This window comes from Vibrio sp. 1167 (genome assembly GCF_033340375.1).
GTDB classification, from domain to species: Bacteria; Pseudomonadota; Gammaproteobacteria; order Enterobacterales; family Vibrionaceae; genus Vibrio; species Vibrio alginolyticus.
In genome coordinates this window covers 453,862-473,035 of the sequence record NZ_JAWOWK010000002.1, presented here as the reverse complement: position 1 = coordinate 473,035, position 19,174 = coordinate 453,862, and the positions used below count along the sequence as shown (strand labels likewise).

General features: G+C 45.4%; 17 protein-coding genes and 3 pseudogenes. 10 read left to right on the top strand and 10 right to left on the bottom strand.

Going from position 1 to position 19,174, the window contains the following annotated elements; genetic code table 11:
- Positions 1 to 5: 5 nt before the first annotated feature.
- Genes R7Z78_RS05515 through R7Z78_RS05485 form a run of 7 tightly spaced genes read right to left on the bottom strand, consistent with a single transcriptional unit; the run spans position 6 to position 7,624 of the window.
- Positions 6 to 1,433: an NAD-dependent succinate-semialdehyde dehydrogenase gene (locus tag R7Z78_RS05515; RefSeq protein ID WP_054574098.1), complete on the bottom strand. Its 1,428-nt coding sequence runs from the start codon at positions 1,431 to 1,433 to the stop codon at positions 6 to 8.
- A 54-nt stretch (positions 1,434 to 1,487) separates the two neighbouring features.
- Positions 1,488 to 2,570: an agmatine deiminase gene (gene aguA / locus R7Z78_RS05510; RefSeq protein ID WP_054574097.1), complete on the bottom strand. Its 1,083-nt coding sequence runs from the start codon at positions 2,568 to 2,570 to the stop codon at positions 1,488 to 1,490.
- Positions 2,571 to 2,582: 12 nt separating this feature from the next.
- Complete coding sequence (gene aguB / locus R7Z78_RS05505; RefSeq protein ID WP_005377808.1) at positions 2,583 to 3,449, bottom strand: N-carbamoylputrescine amidase; 867 nt, start codon at positions 3,447 to 3,449, stop codon at positions 2,583 to 2,585.
- 17 nt (positions 3,450 to 3,466) lie between these two features.
- Positions 3,467 to 4,744 (bottom strand): NAD(P)/FAD-dependent oxidoreductase, encoded by a 1,278-nt coding sequence (locus R7Z78_RS05500; RefSeq protein ID WP_054574096.1) that lies wholly within the window; start codon positions 4,742 to 4,744, stop codon positions 3,467 to 3,469.
- A 37-nt stretch (positions 4,745 to 4,781) separates the two neighbouring features.
- Positions 4,782 to 6,266 carry an aldehyde dehydrogenase gene (locus tag R7Z78_RS05495; protein WP_104975273.1) on the bottom strand — a complete coding sequence of 495 codons (1,485 nt, stop codon included), beginning with the start codon at positions 6,264 to 6,266 and terminating at the stop codon, positions 4,782 to 4,784.
- Between the two features lie 35 nt (positions 6,267 to 6,301).
- Positions 6,302 to 6,859 (bottom strand): HTH-type transcriptional regulator PuuR, encoded by a 558-nt coding sequence (puuR, locus tag R7Z78_RS05490; RefSeq protein WP_005377813.1) that lies wholly within the window; start codon positions 6,857 to 6,859, stop codon positions 6,302 to 6,304.
- A gap of 18 nt (positions 6,860 to 6,877) precedes the next feature.
- Positions 6,878 to 7,624: a gamma-glutamyl-gamma-aminobutyrate hydrolase family protein gene (locus R7Z78_RS05485; RefSeq protein WP_005385752.1), complete on the bottom strand. Its 747-nt coding sequence runs from the start codon at positions 7,622 to 7,624 to the stop codon at positions 6,878 to 6,880.
- 340 nt (positions 7,625 to 7,964) lie between these two features.
- On the opposite strand from R7Z78_RS05485, the gene R7Z78_RS05480 reads away from it, so the two are divergent.
- From R7Z78_RS05480 to istB, 10 genes and pseudogenes are all read left to right on the top strand, one after another.
- Complete coding sequence (locus R7Z78_RS05480; protein WP_005377815.1) at positions 7,965 to 9,308, top strand: glutamine synthetase family protein; 1,344 nt, start codon at positions 7,965 to 7,967, stop codon at positions 9,306 to 9,308.
- Positions 9,309 to 9,326: 18 nt separating this feature from the next.
- Complete coding sequence (locus R7Z78_RS05475; protein ID WP_054576461.1) at positions 9,327 to 10,802, top strand: Na+/H+ antiporter NhaC family protein; 1,476 nt, start codon at positions 9,327 to 9,329, stop codon at positions 10,800 to 10,802.
- Positions 10,803 to 11,050: 248 nt separating this feature from the next.
- On the top strand, positions 11,051 to 11,734 hold the full coding sequence (locus tag R7Z78_RS05470; protein WP_086046699.1) for a DUF4336 domain-containing protein: 684 nt from the start codon (positions 11,051 to 11,053) through the stop codon (positions 11,732 to 11,734).
- 419 nt (positions 11,735 to 12,153) lie between these two features.
- Positions 12,154 to 12,621 (top strand): Sbal_3080 family lipoprotein, encoded by a 468-nt coding sequence (locus tag R7Z78_RS05465; RefSeq protein ID WP_005385757.1) that lies wholly within the window; start codon positions 12,154 to 12,156, stop codon positions 12,619 to 12,621.
- 115 nt (positions 12,622 to 12,736) lie between these two features.
- On the top strand, positions 12,737 to 13,018 hold the full coding sequence (locus R7Z78_RS05460) for a YnfA family protein (RefSeq protein WP_225452533.1): 282 nt from the start codon (positions 12,737 to 12,739) through the stop codon (positions 13,016 to 13,018).
- Between the two features lie 141 nt (positions 13,019 to 13,159).
- Entirely contained in the window at positions 13,160 to 13,564 is a 405-nt protein-coding gene (locus tag R7Z78_RS05455; protein WP_017633973.1) for a DUF1801 domain-containing protein, read from the top strand.
- A 153-nt stretch (positions 13,565 to 13,717) separates the two neighbouring features.
- Positions 13,718 to 14,098, top strand: coding sequence for a hypothetical protein (locus tag R7Z78_RS05450; protein WP_047100679.1), 381 nt, complete (start codon positions 13,718 to 13,720; stop codon positions 14,096 to 14,098).
- A 150-nt stretch (positions 14,099 to 14,248) separates the two neighbouring features.
- Positions 14,249 to 14,452 (top strand): annotated as a pseudogene (locus tag R7Z78_RS05445) (histone acetyltransferase); the annotation flags it as partial.
- Positions 14,453 to 14,645: 193 nt separating this feature from the next.
- Positions 14,646 to 16,161 (top strand): annotated as a pseudogene (istA, locus tag R7Z78_RS05440) (IS21 family transposase).
- A gap of 10 nt (positions 16,162 to 16,171) precedes the next feature.
- A pseudogene (istB, locus tag R7Z78_RS05435) lies at positions 16,172 to 16,912 on the top strand (IS21-like element helper ATPase IstB).
- Between the two features lie 356 nt (positions 16,913 to 17,268).
- Here the strand turns inward: istB and R7Z78_RS05430 are convergent.
- The 3 genes from R7Z78_RS05430 to R7Z78_RS05420 all read right to left on the bottom strand — a co-directional run bounded on the left by R7Z78_RS05430 (position 17,269) and on the right by R7Z78_RS05420 (position 18,571).
- Positions 17,269 to 17,694, bottom strand: a complete 426-nt coding sequence (locus R7Z78_RS05430) for a hypothetical protein (RefSeq protein ID WP_104976005.1) — start codon at positions 17,692 to 17,694, stop codon at positions 17,269 to 17,271.
- A 165-nt stretch (positions 17,695 to 17,859) separates the two neighbouring features.
- Positions 17,860 to 18,153 (bottom strand): hypothetical protein, encoded by a 294-nt coding sequence (locus R7Z78_RS05425; RefSeq protein WP_104975271.1) that lies wholly within the window; start codon positions 18,151 to 18,153, stop codon positions 17,860 to 17,862.
- A 184-nt stretch (positions 18,154 to 18,337) separates the two neighbouring features.
- A complete protein-coding gene (locus tag R7Z78_RS05420) occupies positions 18,338 to 18,571 on the bottom strand; it encodes a hypothetical protein (RefSeq protein ID WP_033905186.1) in 234 nt (77 codons plus the stop codon).
- Between the last annotated feature and the right edge of the window lie 603 nt (positions 18,572 to 19,174).

Genomic DNA, 19,174 nt, shown 5'->3' with positions numbered 1-19,174 from the left:
CTTAATTAGTTGCCGCCAAAGCAGAGATATTTCACGTCCATGTATTCATCGATACCTTGTTTTGCTCCTTCACGTCCGATACCGGACTGCTTAACACCACCGAAAGGAGCCACTTCAGTAGAGATCATACCTTCGTTAATGCCGACCATGCCGTATTCGAGCGCTTCTGCGATTTTCCAAACACGGTGAATGTTTTGGCTGTAGAAGTACGACGCGAGACCGTAGATGGTGTCGTTCGCCATTTCGACTAGCTGTTCGTCGCTGTCAAAACGAATCACTGGCGCGACAGGGCCAAAGATTTCCTCGGAAACAATCTTCATGTCGTGAGTAACGTCTTTGAGAACCACTGGCTGCATAAATAGACCATCGAGCTTTTTAAGCTCTGAAACCGGCTTCGCGCCTTGCTCGATAGCACCATCAATAAGCGTCTGAATGCCTTGCTTCGCTGACTCGCTGATCACTGGACCAATGTTGACCCCCTCTTCCAATCCGTTACCAACTTTGAGCTGCTGAACCGCAGCGTCAAACTTAGCAACGAATTCGTCATACACTTTGCTGTGTACATAGAAACGGTTCGCACAAACACACGTTTGACCTGCGTTACGGAATTTCGACGCCATCGCGCCTGCCACAGCTGCATCAATATCCGCATCATCGAATACGATAAATGGCGCGTTGCCACCGAGCTCCATTGAGGTACGTTTGATGTCAGCCGCGCTTTGCTGCATCAGCACGCTACCGACTTGAGTAGAGCCAGTGAAAGACAACTTACGAATCAACGGGTGTGAAGTGAAGATAGCACCGACCTGACGGGAGTTTTCCCCCAATACCACTTGCAGCACATCGCGTGGGATACCCGCTTGATAGGCAAGCTCTGCAACCGCAAACGCAGACAGCGGCGTAGATTCAGATGGTTTTACCACAAAGCTACAGCCTGCTGCTAAAGCTGGCCCTGCTTTGCGCGTGATCATCGCAATTGGGAAGTTCCAAGGTGTAATCGCACAGGCGACACCAATTGGCTGTTTGATGGTCACCAAACGCTTGTCCGCACTTGGCGCAGGAATCGTCTCACCGTAGGTACGCTTCGCTTCTTCAGCAAACCATTCGATAAAGCTCGCGCCGTAAAGCACTTCACCTTGAGCTTCCGCTAGCGGCTTACCTTGCTCTAACGTCATCAAACGGCCAAGGTCGACTTTGTTTTCTAACAGGAGTTGGAACCAACGATTGAGCATGCCAGCACGCATTTTTGCTGGCAGTGCCGCCCACTCTTTCTGCGCCACACTGGCACGTTCAATGCCATTTAAAATGTCGTTTTCGGTTGAAACTGGTGCGTACCCGAGGAGTTCTCCGGTCGCCGGATTAGTCACTGCAATGCCCTGTTGTGGATTCGCTACCATAAACGAAACAAGGCTTTGGTTTTGTATCTGTTGCATGGTCATTCCTTTTGACAACTCATCATCGCCGCTAAGCCAGCGGCGAGTTTATGTTTAAGCAGGGATCTGCTGCGTAATACAGTGAATGTTCCCTCCGCCGAGTAGAACCTCTCTCGACGGTATCGCGATGATTTGGTATTCCGGCATCGCGTTTTGCAAAATATCGATCGCCATAGCGTCGGTCTCTTCGTCCAGCATCGGCAAGAACACATGCTCGTTGACGATAAGAAAGTTCGCATAAGAGGCACTTAGGCGTTCGCCAGCTTGTCGACTCATTCCCGAACTGGCGTCAATGCCATTGGCTTCGCGCTCGCTGTAATGCAACGGACCCGGTAATGGCAAACGGACAATTTCAATATTGCGCCCTTTCGCATCGTGCTGAGATTTCAGTACTTGTTCCGCTTGACGAGATAACGCGTATTGCGGATCACTTGGGTCATCGGTCCAACTCAGTACCACCTTACCCGGAGCGATAACGTGCATCAGGTTGTCAACATGGCCGTCTGTTTCGTCATTGAATAAACCATTTGGCAACCAAATGACTTTTTCGATACCGAGATACGCCTTTAACTGCTCTTCAATTTGCGCTTTGCTCAACTGTGGATTTCGCCCCGGACTAAGTAAGCACTCTTCTGTGGTGTAAAGGGTGCCTTCACCATCGGTGTGAATCGCCCCACCTTCAAGTACAAACGGTGCGCGGTAATAATCAATACCGATGATGTCGCACACCGAGCCAGCGACAAGATCGTCCTGCTGCCAGTTGTCGTAAAGCCCGTTGTATTCGCCGCCCCACGCGTTGAATTGCCAACTAATCCCACGGCGCTCGCCCGCTCGGTTAACAAGCACGGTCGGCCCGATATCGCGCATCCACGCATCGTTAAATGGGATTTCCACCAAACGTACGTCTGAGTGGAGCATTTGACGCGCTCGGTCAAAGTTGTGCGAGCATACCGCCACGCACACATTGGTCACATCCGCGATTAAGTTCGCGATTCTGGCAAAGGTTTCTTGCGCGGGTAATGCGTCATCACGCCAGTTGTCTTTCCTTTCTGGCCACGCTAGCCAAACTTCACTAACCGGCTGAAACTCAGCCGGAAAATAGAAGCCATCTTGCGCTGGTGTTGTCGATAACTTCATTTTAACGCCTCTTTAAACGGCTAGTTTGCCAACGCTGGTGTAAAGGTCTGGACGACGGTCGCGGAACAAGCCCCACGCGTGACGCGCTTTCGCTGTCGTAGCGAGGTCGATTTCTGCGTAAATGATGGTTTCACCTTCACGCGGTGCTTCGGCAATTTTTGCACCAGTGTGGTCAGTGATAAAAGAAGAGCCATAGAACGTCGTCTCGATACCATCATCGACTTCAGTGCCCACTCGGTTTGACGCAATCACTGGAACGAGGTTTGCTGCCGAGTGACCTTGCATTGTACGTTGCCAGTGGTCACGTGAATCCAGTGTCGGATCTTGAGGCTCAGAACCGATTGCAGTTGGGTAAAAAATCGCTTCCGCGCCGTGCAGAGCCAAGCTGCGCGCAAGCTCTGGGAACCATTGGTCCCAACAAATGCCAGCACCGAACTTACCGAACTTGGTTTGCCACACTTTGAAACCGGTATCGCCAGGGCTAAAATAGTACTTTTCGCTGTAGCCCGGGCCATCAGGAATGTGTGACTTGCGGTAGTTATCTAGTACCGTACCATCGGCATCAATCATCACTAGCGAGTTAAAAAACGTGTTGCCCGCTTTTTCAAAGTAACTGACTGGAATAACGACGCCGAGCTCTTTAGCCAACGCACTCATCTCTTTAATAAGACGACAATTCTCCGTTTCTTCTGCAAGCTCGAAATACTTTGCTTCCTGTTTTTTGCAGAAGTAAGGCGCAGCGAACAGCTCTTGCGGAAGAATCACGTTCGCACCGTTTTGTGCTGCTTCACGAATCGCCTTTTTTGCTTTGGCTAGGTTATCTTCCAGATCCCAGCTTTTCGTCAGTTGAAGGGCTGCAAATTTCACCACTTTGCTCATTGGATATTCCTTATCTCTTAAATCGCCAGTTTGTCACGTAGGTTGTAGTAAGCCGCGCCCATTGCCGTAAACGGAATTTGGAAGTGGCGGCCACCCGGGAAGGAGTAATGTTTCAGTGCAGCAAACGCGTCGAAACGTTCAGCGTGTCCGGTCAGAGCTTCGGCCAGCAACTTACCTGCTAGGTGAGTACACGTTACACCGTGACCGCTGTAGCCTTGTAGGTAGTAAATGTTGTCTGCAAACGAGCCAAATTGCGGCATGCGTGAGTAAGTCAGCAAGAAGTTACCTGTCCAGGTGTAATCAATCTTGATGCCTTTCAATTGTGGGAAGACTTTCTCCATCTTCGGACGAATCAATGCTTCAATGTTTTCTGGGTCACGTGCGCCGTAAACCACGCCACCTCCGAACAACAAACGCTTGTCGGCGGTTAAGCGGAAGTAGTCAAGCAAGTAGTTACAGTCCTCAACGCAGTAGTCACTGGTCAGCACTTGTTTTAGCTGCTCATCACTCAAAGGCTGAGTCGCCACCACTTGTGTGCCACACGGAATCGCTTTGTTGCTGATGTTTGGTGCCAAACCACCAAGGTAGGCGTTACCTGCCAGTACCACGTACTTGCTCTTCACGCTGCCTTGCGCTGTTTTCACTACTGGGTTAATCCCTTTGTCAATCGATACGACCGCCGACTGTTCGAAGATTTGGCCACCCAGAGAAATAAACGCAGCGGCTTCACCTAACGCGAGTTTAAGCGGGTGAATGTGACCACCGCGCATATCCAACAAGCCACCAGTGTACACTTTGGTCCCTACCGCTTGTTCTACTTCTCCTGCGTCAAGCAGAGTCAGTTGGTCGTTGCCGTAACGCTCCCAGTTCTTCTTATGCTCTTCTAGCCCTTTGAGTTGTTTACTATTCAGTGCCGTGAACAAACCACCTTGCTTGTAATCACAGTTGATGTCGTATTTGTCGATCAGACCACGGATGATATCGCCGCCTTCAAAAATCATATCGCACAGAGCTTTGGCTTGGTTTTGGTCGTAACGGCTTTCAATCACGTCAACATCTCGGCTGTAGCTGTTAACGATTTGACCACCGTTACGACCAGTTGCTCCAAAGCCCACTTTTGCGCTTTCTAGCACAACGACTTTAAAACCTTTTTCTGCAAGGTGTAGTGCAGAAGAAAGACCAGAAAATCCCGCACCGACTACACACACATCGCACTCGATGTCGTTTTGCAACTGTGGGTATTCCGGCATGTTTGGCACAGAGTGCGCGTAGAACGAATCCGTATGCTTGTTCATAGAACTATTCCTTTATTTATCGTAATCGTCAGCAGGCTTAAGGATGGAGGCGAATCCAAGTGGTTTTGGTTTCGGTGAATTTTTCAATCGCGTGGAGAGACTTGTCTCGACCGTTTCCACTCATTTTGAATCCACCAAATGGAACCGTCATGTCACCTTCGTTGTAGTTGTTAACCCAAACCGAGCCGGCTTGCAGTCGTTTTGCTACGCGATGAACGCGGTTGATATTGCTACTCCAGAGTGCCGCGCCTAAGCCGTACTTCGAATCGTTAGCGATCTCGATTGCTTGCGCTTCGTCTTTGAATGGAATGACACACAGCACCGGACCAAAAATTTCCTCTTGGGCGACACGCATCTTGTTGTCGACGTTGTCTAAAATGGTTGGGGAAACAAATGCACCTTGCCCATCGACATCGCCGCCACAACGTACGTTTGCACCTTCTGATTCACCTAACGAGATGTATTCCAACACTTTTGATTTATGATCTTGGTCGATGAGCGCTCCCATGGATGAACTTGGGTCCATTGGGTCTTTTGGCGTGAACGCTTTCGACGCTTGAATAACTTTTTCTAAGAACTGATCTTTGATGCTTTCGTGAACAAGCAGGCGGGTTGCCGCGACGCACACCTCACCTTGGTTGTAGAAACACCCTGCGGCGGTGTCTGCTGCTGCGCGGTCTAAATCATCACAATCTTCAAACACGATGTTCGCGTTCTTACCGCCCGCTTCTGCAAACACGCGTTTTAGGTTGCTCTCACCCGATCTGACCATCAGTTGACCTGCAATGCGCGTCGAGCCTGTGAAAGCGATGCAGTCTACGTCTTGGTGTTTCGCCAGCGCGTCGCCAGCTTCATGACCAAAACCCGTAACGACTTGGAAAACGCCTGTTGGTAAGCCCGCTCGAGAAGCAAGTTGACCTAGGAATATCGCGGTGAGAGAAGATTTTTCTGACGGTTTTAGAATCACGCTATTACCAGCCGCTAAAGCAGGGCCAAGCTTCCAGCACGCAAGCCAAAGTGGAAAGTTCCACGGTACAACCGCAGCAACCACACCAATCGGTTGATGAGAAATAAAAGCGTGTACATCTTTTTCGGTTGGGGCAACTTCGCCGTATACTTTGTCGATTGCTTCTGCGTACCAGCGTAATGCACTCGCCGCACCAGGAATATCGGTAGAGAAGCTGTGAGAGATAGGCTTACCGGTATCAAGCGTTTCTAGCAGAGCCAATTCTTCTTGGTTTTGATCAATCAAGTCAGCAAACTGTTTAAGCACTGCTTTGCGATGAGCTGGGCTGCTCTCGCTCCACTGACCGGATTGAAATGCTTGGCGAGCGTATGAAACTGCGAGATCAACATCTTCATTTTGGCAACGGGCGATTTCGGTGAATATCTCATCTGTTGCTGGGTTAACTACCGGGATGGTTTGCCCTGTTAAAGCAGCACTGTATTCACCGTTAATGTACGCCCTGTTTTCGATGTTTAGATTGTTTTTTAGTTCAATCCATTGCTCTTGGGTTTTCATACGCTCTCCTTGTGATCACACAAGGCAAGCCCCCACTAAAATGTGGTTGGCGTATGCGCACTTATCATTCGACAAGCCTTGTCTGTGTGATTTGTAAATCGATGGGGCTTCGTCGTATCAATAATGTACGACTCGCCCGCTGTTATGACATGAGATTGCCCTTTATATTCCAGAGTGATTTCACCCTCTAATACGGTGCCAATCTCTTCGCCTTCGTGTTTGATTTCTGCCGCACCAGTGGTTCCATAAGGTGCGTATTCCTCGATCAAGAATCCGATGACTTGATCTTTGTCGCCATTCGTTACCAGTTTCATGGACACCGTCTCGCTCCCGATTTCCACAAGATCTGACGGCTTGATGACTACTTTCACTTCATCGTTCGAAGGTTGTTCAAAAGTGAAAAACTCTGATAACGATAAAGAAAATACATTAACGATTTTTTGTAGTGAGCTGACCGACGGGCTCACTTTGCCATTTTCAATGGATGAGATTGCACTGTGGGTAATACCAGCGCGCTCGGCTAGTTCCCTTTGTGACAATCCATGTTTTTTTCGTAACTGAACAATATTTTTACCAATCTCTTGATTGTCCATTCATACAGCTCCAAACGTTTAACGAGAGGTAGCCATCATAAATTCATTGAACAAAATTTGAGAGAAATGATTGGTTTTTGCTTCCCATTCTGGGTGCCACTGCACGCCAACGAAAAATTTTTGATTAGGAAGACTAAATGCTTCTACCAAGCCATCCGGGGCTTTAGCTTCTACTTGTAATAGAGGAGCAAGCTGATCGATGCCTTGGTTGTGTAGTGTGTTCACTTCAAAGAAGGTGGTATTTTCCCAATGATTTTGCACCAGCCATTGTTCAAATAAGCTCTGCTTTTGAACTAGCACAGCGTGTGCTGGCGCGTATTTTTGTTCGAAATCTTCAACAGGCGCTTCACGATGGTCATTGAAGCCGGAGTCATGAACGGCTGGGTTTAACGAGCCACCAAGTGCGACATTCATCTCTTGAAAGCCGCGGCAAATACCAAGGCACGGAATGTTTTGGTCAACCGCATGACGAATTAACGTGAATGAGAGCTCATCACGAGCTTCATCTTTGTAGCTCTCTTCGTGCGTTGCATTGTATCGATGTGGCGCAACGTTAGAGTGGCTGCCAGGAAAAAGAAAACCATCACATATGTCTAGGATGGTGGTTACGTCATCGCCCGACATGTCGGGAGCCAACATAATCGGTAGTCCTCCAAAATCCTTTATGGCGCGAAGGTAAAAGTCGTTGACCGCTTGTATCTGATAGCCACCCAACTCTTTAGCGCAGCTAACCACACCAATGATGGGTTTGTGTGTATCTGCCATGATATGTCCGTGTTCAATTTATTTAACACAAACCCTACAAACCATGTACAAAATTATCAACACAGATGACCATTATTATCGTCACAACGTGATCTGACGCACTTTTTAGGCTTCAAAACTGAATATTTATGCTCATTATATTGAACAAAACAAAACCAACTGTTACAAAATAGTTAACAGAAAGACATAAAAACCAGCCGTTAAACACCAAAAACACAGTGTAAGTGCATGTTTAAATTAAAAATAAACTGAAAAACAAACAACTCGTTCAGAGTGCTGTAATTTATTTGTTAATTTGGTTATTTCTAATTTCTACTCGTCAGGCTATTTGGAGAAGAAAATGGAATCGTATCTACAGGAAGTACAAAATTTTAAACAAAAATGGCCCGATATTGAATTTATCGATCTCATCTTTACCGATATAAATGCCACCCCAAGAGGAAAACGCATCCCGATAGATGCTCTAGAAAAACTGAATAAAGGTGTTGCCCTCCCCCTTTCGACCATCACCCTAGATACCAAAGGTAACGTCGTTGAAACAGCCGGGTTGGGAGAAGATCTCGGAGAACCAGATAACCTCTGCTATCCAATCAGCGGCACCTTAATGCCGACGGCAAAAGAACAAGTTGGTCAGCTACTGCTTAGTATGATGGATGAAACCGGGCAGCACCCTAACCCACTGTTCATCCGAAACATTCTCGCTTCTATATTGCAAACACTGCATGCTAAAGACCAATATCCTTGTGTCGCGCTCGAGCTGGAGTTCTATTTAATAGACAAAACCCGCGGCGAAAATGGCGAACCATTAACGGCAATTAACCCCACGAAAAAAACTCGAGAAAAAGATACCGAGGTTTACGACCTTGATGGACTAGATGACTACGCTGATTTCTTGGCCGACCTTAATCGAATTGCATTAGAACAAGGTTTAAACACTTCCGGAGCCCTATCTGAATCGGCACCAGGGCAGTTCGAAATCAACTTCAACCATTCTAAAGATGTACTTCGAGCATGTGATGAAATCATCATCGCAAAACGCTTGATTCGCCAGGTCGCTCATCAGCACGGATTTGACGCCACATTTATGGCGAAACCTTTTAGTGAGCAAGCGGGTAATGGCATGCACATTCACCTCAGCTTGGTTGATACAGATGGTAACAACCACTTTAGCCAATCAGACGGTCAAGCGAGCGCCTTCTTCTATCAAACCATGGCAGCGATGCTGTCACAAACATCCGATGCCATGGCTCTAATCTGTCCTAACGTTAACTCTTACCGTCGCTTTGTTCCTGGCGCTTACGTCCCAACCAAAGCCGATTGGGGAGAAAACCACCGCGGTGTTGCGTTGCGTGTGCCTATCAGCGATAGCAAAAATCGCCGTATAGAGCATCGTATAGCAGGCGCTGACGTTAACCCATACATTCTCGCTGCAGTAGTACTTTCCGCAGTATTAGCGAGTGAAAGCTACACCAAAGATCAATGTCCACCGACTCTCAGTGATGATGCAATTGAGTTACCTCTGCGTATGTCAGAAGCTCTAGAGCGACTGGAGCACAGTGAGCTGGCTCAATACATCTCAAGAGACTTTATCGATTTGTATCTAGCTTGCAAACAGAGTGAACTCGCAGAATTTGAGCGAGCTATTACTCCATTGGAAATCGACTGGATGTTGCACTCGGCATAAACAAAGGAAATGAACTTTATGACTACGCAGACCAAGGCGCTGGATGCGCCTCTTAAAATCAACTCTCAACACATTATTGTTTCTTTAATCTCGGTTGCGACGTTTGTCTTTTTTACCACAATCGGTTTGAACCATGAGGAAGGCGAAGCCTACGGATGGATGAGCCTTTTACCAACGGCGTTGGTATTGGTCTTTGCGCTGACAACACACCGAACTGTGGAAGCCCTCTTTAGCGGCGCTATTGCCGGTGTTCTTCTGCTTAACCCAACTGAAGCGGTAGAACAGATTGTTGATATTTCCATGAGTGTAATGATGGATGAAACTATTGCCTGGATCATCCTCGTTTGTGGTTTGATGGGCGGCCTAATTGCTATTTTGGAGAAAGGCGGCAGTATCTTAAGCTTCTCCGACATGTTGGTCACGAAAGTAAAAAGCCGTAAGCAATCGATGCTGATGACCTTTGCGTTAGGTATTCTGATCTTTATCGACGATTATTTGAATGCGATTGCAATTTCTTCCTCAATGAAAAAAGTTACGGACGGCTACCAAATCTCGCGTGAAAAACTCTCATATCTTGTGGATTCAACCGCCGCGCCTATCTGTATCCTCGTACCGATTTCCACTTGGGCAATTTTCTTCAGTTCGTTGCTAGAAGCAAACGGAGTAGCAGAAGCGGGAGATGGTATCAAAGCATACATTGAAGCTATTCCATACATGGCTTACGGCTGGGTAACGCTGGTGATTGTTTTGCTGGTTGCAATGGAAAAGGTCCCAGATCTAGGCGCGATGAAAAAGGCAGAAAAGCGTGCGAAGAATGGTCAAGTTCGTCCAGACGGTGCAACAGATGTCGACTTTGGTCCCGATGTATCTGCACATACCAACCCAACCATGGGCCTTGTCAACTTCTTGTTACCAATGATCGTACTTGTTGCCGCAAGTTGGTATTTTGGTATCGATCTACTTGCTGGTGTTTTCGTCGCGTTAATCTTTACTATTAGCTTTTACGGCGCACAAAAACTGATCTCGATGAACGACATGTTCGAAGCTGTTTATGATGGCATTAAGGTTATGCTACTGCCGCTTGCGACCGTTATTGGTGGTTTCATGTTGAAATCGGTCAACGACTCATTGGGCGTCACACAATATGTCATTGAGACCGTCAGCCCTTACCTGTCAGCGTCTTACTTCCCGGCGATTATCTTTATGATTACGGGCGCGTTGGTATTTGCAACGGCATCGTCTTGGGGAACGTTTGCAGTAGCGATGCCAATTGTTCTACCTTTGGGCGAACAGCTTGGTGTGCCTCTACACTTAACCGTTGCAGCGCTGCTTTCAGCATCAGCGGCAGGGAGCCACTCTTGTTTCTTTAGTGACTCAACCGTGTTATCTGCACAAGGCTCAGGCTGTACAGCAATGCAACACGCAACCACACAGTTTCCTTATGCGTTGATTGGTATTGTTGCAACCGCGATTTTCTTCTTCATTATCGGTTAGCCCCTTTATCTAATTGCAAAGCCCTGCTCAAAAATAGCGGGGTTTTGTTCTATCAAGTCAAATGATCCTCTTAAAACTACTTTACGCCGTTCAGTATAAAAATACTCAAAGACATACAGCTGAACTCAATAAGGGTTTGGTAAACCTAATATTTTTGGTTTACGCTTAGCGAAGCGTTTATTGTGCAGCAAGGCAGCTTTTGAGTAACTTAAATGCCGCCTTAATACAGTGTTAACGGTTGGAGAGACATGAAAAAGTTAGCCCATGAGATATGGATATTTGACGGAGATCCCGTCCAATTCTTAGGACTCCCATACACCACTCGTATGACTATTGTTAGGCTTTCTGATGGTGGCCTTTGGGTTCATAGTCCAATTCAGTTATCAAATTCGATTAAAGAGCAAATCAACAATCTAGGCCAAGTGAAATACTTAATCGCTCCTAATCATTTACACCACTTGTTCTTATCTGAATGGGTATTTGCCTATCCTAGCGCAGAAATTTATGGCACAGATGAAGTCATTAAGAAGTGCCGTGATATACACTTTCACGCTTCACTTAACCAAGGCGGTAATGCTTGGAACTCTGAGATTGAACAAGAACTATTTTCTGGCTCTCCATTAATGGAAGAGTGTGTGTTTTATCATCGACTTTCAAAGACCTTAATTGTTACTGACCTCGTCGAGAATTTTTCTGGCCAGGACTTTAACTACTGGCAGCGGTTTGTGGCTAAAGGGGCCGGTATTCTTGCTCCGAATGGAAAAATGCCTTTGGATTGGCGCCTAAGTTTTATGTTTAGCAAACAAGAGGCTCGAAAACACTTAAATAAATTGCTGTCTTGGAAACCTAATATATTGGTTATGGCTCACGGTGAAATCGTCCTTGATAATGCAGACGAGTTCTTACAGCGCTCTTTTAAGTGGCTAGTATGAGACAACATTGAAAACTCACACAACAGAATAGACAAGAAGCTATTTTAAAACATTAGGCCCTTTTAGCTTAGTCTTAGGGACCAATTTACAGCACTACACGTTATGTTTAACGATAAGCTCCCCTATTCCTCTTAATTGAGCATTATGCAGCAATTTAAAATTCCGTTAGAATTGCACTTCAAAAACTTCAATGCGAAGAATTCTGGACATTGATACGGACATAAGTTCAAGAGTTAACATAACGCAATAGCAATCTCTTACTAATTATTTTGCATCGAGACATTGGCATACTCCCGAAACAAACCCTTCTACTCTAAAGGTTTTGTTAATAACAGTTGCCATGCTTGTTAGTTATTCTCGTTGAACTCAGTATCTTGAAGTTGTTTGAATATATAAATTTAAAAAAAAAGAGACATAAGATGCACAAAAAACTCATCATTCTAAGCTTGCCTATTCTATTAGCTGCATGTGCGGCACCAAAGTATACGGTAGAAACAATCTCGAAAGAAAATCAGAGCAAGGAAATCACCATCGTAAAAGACAACGCCACGCGAGATGTTTTCTTAGATTCGATGCAAGACTGGTGTTTGGATACCGCCCACAAATGCACAGTCGTAAGCGATGGCACTCCTCCTGTTAGCTCTGAGCTGACACTTACTTACGTATCACGCTGGAGCTGGGATTTTAGAACATTTATCGCTGATGCTCAGATCAAAGCCTACAAAAATAACGAAAAAGTAGGACAAGTTGAATTTAAAGCACCAAACAGCGCGAATCCAGATAAATGGGGTAAAGACAACAAACGAATCATTTCGATGATGGATTTGTTATTCGGTAAACAAACCGTGAGTGAGGCTCAATCCAAGATTAAGCTGGGCGAAATGTAATGAGCCGAGCAATTGCCCATTTAACCAGCCTCATATATTTGTAGAAAAAGATAGGAATGTTTAAGTGACTGAAGTCAAAACCATTGGGCTTTTCTTTATAACCGCCATTGCATAAATATTAGGCTGCTACTTACCTTATCTCTGGTTAAAGGAAGATAAGTCAGTTTGGCTTTTGGTACCAGCAGCGCTATGCCTTGCTATGTTTGCTTGGCTTCTATCTTTACATCCTACCGCAACTGGCAGAGTTTATGCCGCTTACGGTGGTGTCTATATTTTTGTCGCAATTCTATGGTTGTGGTGTATCGACGGCGTTCGACCAACGCTCTGGGACATAGTGGGGGTTTCTGTCGCTATGCTTGGCATGTCAATCATCATGTTTTCACCCAGAGCATCCTAAACGTAACCGAGGGAAACCCTTACGCTTAGTATTTTGGCTATGTGCTAGATTTATTGATTAATAACATTATGACGTAATTGCTACATAGCCAAAGTATGCTTGGGCTTCACCCCAAAACAGCGCTATTTATAGGAGATACCAATGAACCATGCAGTGAAGGCAAGATTTGATGAGTATCCAAAACATGTGCGTATTCGGATAGAAGAGCTACGAAATATCGTCTTAACTATCGCTTCTGAATTAAAACTGGGGGAAGTTGAAGAATCTCTAAAATGGGGAGAGCCAAGCTACAGTGTGAAAACAGGTAGCCCGGTAAGGATGGATTGGAAACAGAAAACGCCTAGTCGTTATTATCTGTTCTTTAATTGCCAAACTAAGCTCGTCGACACATTCCGCGAACTGTATAGTGACTCACTTGAGTTTCAGGGTAATCGAGCAATAATTCTATCTTTATCCGCTCCTTTGCCAGAAGCTTCAATCAAGACCTGTTTAGAATTAGCATTAACCTATCAAAAGCGAAAGAACTTACCTCTTTTAGGTATGTAAGATCTCTTAATAAAACTATTTACGGCCGATTAACCATATTCAACTACTCTACCTTTGTATCCTTTTTAATGCTTACGCAGTAAAGTTTTAGATTAAGTGGTCACGTTAATAGCGCCGTTACCAAACTAGTAATATCGAAATAAAGAAGAGTTTATGAAATCAAAAATCTTGTTCTTACTTATGCTTGGAGCTCATTTCAATGCTTTTTCAGCGACGAACTATCAAGTCAATGTGGTAGTAACAGAGCCTCAATCAACATTCATTTTTCCGACTTTTGAAATATCCTCTAAAGGAAAAAGCAAAACCAGTTTTGTCGACGGCTGCGCGTACTTAGGAACCCTTTCAGAACCGAGCAAAAATAGCATACAGCTTGAAGCTACCATGTCATGCAACCGAGATGGCGCTACGTCAAGGATGGAAATGCCGGTATTTGTACTCAACTCCGAGGGTCAAAGCGCGAGCTATGATCTTGTAGAAAACGGGGTCGTGATGTGGAAATATTCTGTAGAAGTTAAGCCGTCACTTAAAAAGTGATATATCAGAAATACTAAAGTAACAATCAGCACTATTAACCGCCGCTTAAGTGTAATAGGTATATTCTTTACGACTTAATGACGTTACTTGTTGCCGCAAGTCTCCAACTCATGTACAAAACAGCCCTAATTTTAATAGGAGCTAAGTGGCATGAATTTAATTGTACGTCAGGTAACTTTAGGTGATGCTGAAGGCATTACAAACGTCCTCAATCCCATCATTATTGAAGGTTTATACACTGTATTAGATACGCCTTTCACACCTGAAGAAGAAAAAGAGTTCATTACTCATTTCCCAGAACGGGGCGTGTTTACAGTCGCTTTATCCGAAAATAGCTCACAAGTTGCATATTTCGGAACATTCCGATCAGTCATTTCGGGATTATCCGATCACTTTTAACCTAACTCCGAAATTGGTGATCGGAATAGCGAAAACCGCGATCGGAAAGCCCGAATTCCTACCTTTCCTCTTTTAGAACAATAGCTCGCTATTCTTTACTTCTTAAACAAGTAAGTAAGGAAGCGACAATGGCAAAAAGAGGAATCCAATGAACAAAATAAGAGAGGTATTACGCCTTAAGTACGACTGCAGTCTTTCAAATCGCAGCATCGCTTCTTGCCTTAAACTCGGCCCTTCCACCATATCGGAACTCCTTACTCGCTTTAAACAAAGCCAACTTGGTTGGCCTCTACCTGAAAGTTGTAGCGATGCTGATCTCACTCAAGCTCTGTATCACGGCAACAAAGCCAGTCGCGATAAAGTCATGCCAGACTCCATTCAATACGCAGTCGAACTCAGACGTAAAGGTATGACGAAGATGTTGTTGTGGCAGGAACATCATGAGCAATATCAAGAGCAAGCTTACGCTTACACTCAGTTCTGCGAGCACTTCACTCGTTGGTTCAAAACCCAAAAGCGCAGCATGCGTCAGCTCCATGTGGCAGGTGACAAGCTGTTTATCGATTACTGTGGGCTTCGGCTTCAGGTAGTCAATCCTGACACAGGCGAAGTACGAGAAGCAGAAGTGTTCGTGGCGACCTTGGGCGCGTCCAATTACACCTATGTTGAAGCCTTCTCAAGCCAAGGTAAGTCATACAGGTTAGAGGCGCGCCAATGCGTTAGAGCACCTCGGCGGCGTACCACAACACTTGGTTCCCGATAATCTGCGTAGCGCGGTCACCAAAGCTAACCAATATGAGCCAAGGCTTAACGAGAGTTATCAGAAACTGGCGAATCACTATCAAACTGCCGTAATGCCAGCTCGTCCCTGCAAACCAAAAGGCAAAGCGAAGGCCGAGAATGCCGAACTCTTAGTAGAGCGCTGGATCATGGTGCGGCTACGACACAAACCTTCCATACCTTCAAGGAACTGAATCTCGCCATCCGTCAGCTTATGAACGACTTAAACCAACGTGAGATGAAACAGTATGGTGCAAGTCGTAAAGCGTTGTTCGACAAACTCGATAAGCCTCCGTTCCCCCCCCCCCCCAAAAAAAATACAGCGTTACCTGTATACCTAAACCAAACGAGCCAAAGTCGGGCCTGATTATCACATCGAATATCGCCGCCACCACTACTCGTGCCACATCAACTTGTAGGTCACCATGTCGAACTGGAAGCCTACAACCGTCTCGTGCAGATCTACCATCAAAGTAACTTGGTCGCCCAGCATCCACTCAGCCAAAGAGAGCGCGGAAACAGCACCCAACCAGAGCACATGCCGAGTAATCATCAACATCAGAAGTGGTCGCTTGGACGCCTGCTCAACTAAGGGAGCCAATATCGGCCCAGCTATGCGAGAAGCCGTTAATAAGATGCTCAACTCCAAGCCTCATCCAGAGCAGTCGTATCGCTCCTGCCTTGAGCTGCTCAATCTGAACAAAGCGCATGGCGAATCGCGCTTAAAGCAAGCCTGTAACGATGCGCTGATGCTGACAAAACCGAACTACACCTTCATCAGCAATCTACTGAAAAATAATCGAGAAGGGCAACTAAGCAAAGACAAGGCGAGCACGCCGAACCTAGTTCATAGCAATGTCCGTGGCCCGAACTGTTATCACTAGGAGAAAAGACATGAACTCACTGAACGACCAAACCAAAACTCTCCGCCTGAGCCATGCTGTAAAATCGTTAGAGCAGTAACAGGAACAACTAAGCACCTACGCAGAGTTGGACTTCGAGGAAAGAATAAGCCTGCTTCTGGAAAGTGAAATCTTGAATCGTACTCAGACCAAAATCCAACGTCTAAAGCGACAAGCCAAGCTGAGAGTAGATGCGAAGCCAAGCCAACTCATCTACAAAGAAGGACGAAATCTCAATCGTCAACAGATAAGCGAACTTATGACGGGTAGTTATCTTTACAAGCATCAGAACATCTTGATCACAGGCCCAACAGGCGCAGGCAAAACCTATCTTGGCTGCGCACTGGCAACCAGTGCCTTCGACCAACAACAAACCGTCAGGTACTACCGATTAATTCGCTTGCTTGATGCTCTGACCGCAGAACGTCTAGATGGCAGCTATCAAAAACAACTCCAATCGAAGGCTAAGAAAGCCTTACTGATCCTTGACGACTGGGGGATGGAAAAACTGACTCAAGAGCATGCAGGCCATCTTCTGGAAGTATTCGAAGATCATTACCAAAACAGCAGCACAATCGTCATTATTCAGTTACCTGTAAAAGAGTGGTACAACATGATCGGCAACGCAACCGTCGCAGACGCTCTCATGGATCGGCTGGTACATAATAGTCATCGAACAGAACTAGGAGGTGAGTCGATGAGAAAACTGGCGCAATCCGATCACTTAGAGTAAAAATAGGAAGAGAGAAAAACGGCAGGATCAGGTGATCGGAATAAAACGAAACAAGCGATCGCAATCACCGAAATACGCAAAACACTCGCAAATTTAGAATTTTGGCATGAAGGCTTGGAGTCCATTACCTAATGATTTAGCAAAACTAAGAGGAACTAATGCATATAAAACAAAGCGATAAGCTACAGAGAAGGAGCCTTTGACGCAAGGAATTAGAAGCAAAATTCACCCTGCGTATAACGCCGCATTAAGTGGTGAGCAACTCACCGCCTAACCCGAAATATAGTGCCATAAACACCGCACTAAAACTTTGAACTGAAACTGCCGAGCGTTGGGAATCCCTCTTAAATGCTTTGTTAGCTTTCGTACTCTATGACGTCAGCATTTTTTAGTTGATATTTTTGTAACAAAACCAGTGCCCTTTCAGAAACTAAGAGTAGCCCAGTATCTGTCACGCTAAAATCGTCTTTATCTATGGTTCCAGAGACTTGGAACCACGAAAAACGAGGTAACGTACACTCTGGATACAGTTCTTCAAATATGTCAGAAATAGATATTTCAGCCACTTCCAGATTGTATCCTGACAACTGCGATGAGCGTAAGGCCATGGCTAAACGCTCAGAGACTAAAAAGCATGGAAATGAAGTCAATAAATCATCACCTAACCAACCATCAAACTGAAAATGTAGCTTTTCTATTGTCGGTGGATGCAAATCGAAATTTGCCAGCGTATTTTCACCCAAGCTTCCAGGAACTTCTGGTTCGATCAAATATTGGTTCATTTCATTCTCCCAAAGAAAGCTAACGCCCTGTGAAGGTGTGAGCAACGCAATACGAAAGCCGCCGCACACCACTCTAATCCCTAAAACCAACGCATAATGAAAATGCCACGCGTTGCGAATCCCTCTTGAATAGTTTGTTATTGCACTGAGCTAACGGCTACGCTGTCAGCGCCCATTTGATAGCCAAAATTCATACCGTTCTTTTGCCCTTTCAGATACACGCAACACTGAGCCCTCAATCCACTTAGGAGCATGTCTTCGATTCAAAATGGAAATATTTAGCTTATCCCCAGATTCTGATGTGCAATCATCGCAACCTAATCCATATTGATTGCGTAACCATCTTTTACCTTGAAAATAATAAGAGCGACCGTTTCGAGTCAGTTTGACGATATCAATCAAAACAGTACCACTTTCCAACTCAATATATGCTAACAGCTCTCTTTGTTTATGCTTCATTTTTTCCTCTGGGCAATAATGCCTTGCTAAGGGGTGAGCAACGCAATACCGAAGCCGCCGCATACCACCTTAAACACTAAAACCAACGCATAGTGAAAATGCAGCGCGTTGCGAATCCGTCTTAAAGCGTTTGTTAGCATTCAGCACCAAGTTATACTATAAATTTTCTACGTTATATAGGTAGCTAACCTTCTACTGTCTTTTTACCGCACTTTTCACAAACTAGGTGGCGTTCAAACTCATCCATAGAGGCAACAAATGCTCCAAGAGCCCAGCCTTTAATCGCGCCTGCTATAAATTCCTTAAATTTCTGATTTTTGGCACCTTTAAAAGCACTCGGCTTTCTGACCAAGACAACTACGTGATGAGTATCCGTACCGCAATCTGAACAGTAACGAACTTCTGTTTTGTGAGACATTCTTTTTCTCCATGAATGCTAACGCCTTGCTAAAGTGTGAGTAACGCAATAATAAGCTACCGCACAGCGCCTTAATCACCATAAGCCACCGTAAAGTAAAAATGCCACACGTTACGAATCACTCTTAAGCAATTTGTTCGTACATGCGCCACTTCTATTTATACGCTCAAAAATATTGAAAAGTGGCATAATATGAAAGAATTTGAACACTGAAGTGAGACGGGCAGCTACAAAACTTCAACTCGATTAATGGACGAGAGTTGACTAGAAGAAAAATGCACTGAACTGCCCTACTTTCACTGGCTTCAAATTAGAAAAGGATTCATTCATCGCACTTTTATGGCAACACCCGAAAAACGACAAGATTAACTTAGGAAGTACAGCGAAAACGAAGAAGCTCCAAAGAAGTAGGCTAATAGTTAGAAACCGTAAACGATGAAATCGAAGCGAACAATCCATATATAGTGCCACCGGAAAGAACATGAAAGACACAAACTGAAAGGTGTAAAAACGAGCGCCAACACAGATAAATACCAAAACTTATGACCTTCGACGCCAAACCCGCACTAATGCCGCATTAAGGTGTGAGCAACGTCACCACCA

Bases quoted from the DNA above. Each gene is read 5' to 3' on its own strand.
- R7Z78_RS05515 (WP_054574098.1), bottom strand. From the start codon at position 1,433: ATGCAACAGATACAAAACCAAAGCCTTGTTTCGTTTATGGTAGCGAAT.
- aguA (WP_054574097.1), bottom strand. From the start codon at position 2,570: ATGAAGTTATCGACAACACCAGCGCAAGATGGCTTCTATTTTCCGGCT.
- aguB (WP_005377808.1), bottom strand. From the start codon at position 3,449: ATGAGCAAAGTGGTGAAATTTGCAGCCCTTCAACTGACGAAAAGCTGG.
- R7Z78_RS05500 (WP_054574096.1), bottom strand. From the start codon at position 4,744: ATGAACAAGCATACGGATTCGTTCTACGCGCACTCTGTGCCAAACATG.
- R7Z78_RS05495 (WP_104975273.1), bottom strand. From the start codon at position 6,266: ATGAAAACCCAAGAGCAATGGATTGAACTAAAAAACAATCTAAACATC.
- puuR (WP_005377813.1), bottom strand. From the start codon at position 6,859: ATGGACAATCAAGAGATTGGTAAAAATATTGTTCAGTTACGAAAAAAA.
- R7Z78_RS05485 (WP_005385752.1), bottom strand. From the start codon at position 7,624: ATGGCAGATACACACAAACCCATCATTGGTGTGGTTAGCTGCGCTAAA.
- R7Z78_RS05480 (WP_005377815.1), top strand. From the start codon at position 7,965: ATGGAATCGTATCTACAGGAAGTACAAAATTTTAAACAAAAATGGCCC.
- R7Z78_RS05475 (WP_054576461.1), top strand. From the start codon at position 9,327: ATGACTACGCAGACCAAGGCGCTGGATGCGCCTCTTAAAATCAACTCT.
- R7Z78_RS05470 (WP_086046699.1), top strand. From the start codon at position 11,051: ATGAAAAAGTTAGCCCATGAGATATGGATATTTGACGGAGATCCCGTC.
- R7Z78_RS05465 (WP_005385757.1), top strand. From the start codon at position 12,154: ATGCACAAAAAACTCATCATTCTAAGCTTGCCTATTCTATTAGCTGCA.
- R7Z78_RS05455 (WP_017633973.1), top strand. From the start codon at position 13,160: ATGAACCATGCAGTGAAGGCAAGATTTGATGAGTATCCAAAACATGTG.
- R7Z78_RS05450 (WP_047100679.1), top strand. From the start codon at position 13,718: ATGAAATCAAAAATCTTGTTCTTACTTATGCTTGGAGCTCATTTCAAT.
- R7Z78_RS05430 (WP_104976005.1), bottom strand. From the start codon at position 17,694: ATGAACCAATATTTGATCGAACCAGAAGTTCCTGGAAGCTTGGGTGAA.
- R7Z78_RS05425 (WP_104975271.1), bottom strand. From the start codon at position 18,153: ATGAAGCATAAACAAAGAGAGCTGTTAGCATATATTGAGTTGGAAAGT.
- R7Z78_RS05420 (WP_033905186.1), bottom strand. From the start codon at position 18,571: ATGTCTCACAAAACAGAAGTTCGTTACTGTTCAGATTGCGGTACGGAT.